The sequence below is a fragment of the Microbispora sp. NBRC 16548 genome (assembly GCF_030268985.1).
GTDB classification, from domain to species: domain Bacteria; phylum Actinomycetota; class Actinomycetes; order Streptosporangiales; family Streptosporangiaceae; genus Microbispora; species Microbispora catharanthi.
The window spans coordinates 1-971 of the sequence record NZ_BSSF01000060.1; the positions used below are offsets into that span (position 1 = coordinate 1).

Genomic DNA, 971 nt, shown 5'->3' on the forward strand with positions numbered 1-971 from the left:
GTGTTCGTGTTTCCGGGGCAGGGGGCGCAGTGGGCGGGGATGGGTGCGGAGTTGCTGGCGTCCTCGCCGGTGTTTTCGGGGCGGATCGCGGAGTGTGCGGCGGCGTTGGCGCCGTTTGTGGACTGGTCGTTGGTGGATGTGCTGCAGCAGGCGCAGGGGGCGCCGTCGCTGGAGCGGGTGGATGTGGTGCAGCCGGTGTCGTTCGCGGTGATGGTGGCGCTGGCGGAGGTGTGGCGGTCGCTGGGGGTGCGTCCGGACGCGGTGGTGGGTCATTCGCAGGGGGAGATCGCGGCGGCGTGTGTGGCGGGGGTGTTGCCGTTGGAGGAGGCGGCCCGGGTGGTGGCGGTGCGCAGTCAGGTCATCGCCCGCCGTCTGGCCGGTCGCGGTGGCATGGCCTCGCTGGCGCTGGACGTGGAGCAGGTGCGTTCGCGGTTGAGGGGCGGGGTGGAGATCGCGGCGGTCAACGGCCCGTCGTCGGTGGTGGTCGCCGGAGCCCCGGGTGAGCTGGAGGAGTTGCTGGCCGTGTGTGAGGCCGAGGGGGTGCGGGTGCGGCGCGTCCCGGTCGACTATGCCTCTCATTCGGCGCATGTGGAGGCCGTGGAGGGGGAGCTGGCGGAGTTGCTGGCGGGGCTGGCCCCGGGGCGGGGTGAGGTGCCGATGTACTCGACCGTGGACGGCGGCTGGGTGGGCGGCACGGACCTGGATGGAGGGTATTGGTATCGCAACCTGCGCCGGCCGGTGGGGTTCGCCGATGCGGCGGCGGCGTTGAGCCAGGCGGGGTTTCGGGTGTTCGTGGAGGTCAGCGCTCATCCGGTGCTGGCTGCGGGCATCGCCGAGATCGCCGCTGAGCCTTCGGTGGTGACCGGCACGTTGCGCCGTGACGACGGCGGCCTGCGCCGGCTGCTGCTGTCGGCCGGCGAACTCCACGTCCGCGGCGTCCCCATCGACTGGAACGCCCTCTACACCGGCAC

The 971-nt window shown here is 72.4% G+C and carries 1 protein-coding gene; it reads left to right on the forward strand.

All coding sequences use genetic code 11. From position 1 onward, the window contains the following. Nucleotides 1-39: 39 nt before the first annotated feature. On the forward strand, nucleotides 40-971 hold a 932-nt coding region (locus QSK36_RS43020; RefSeq protein WP_285786436.1), incomplete at its 3' end, for an acyltransferase domain-containing protein.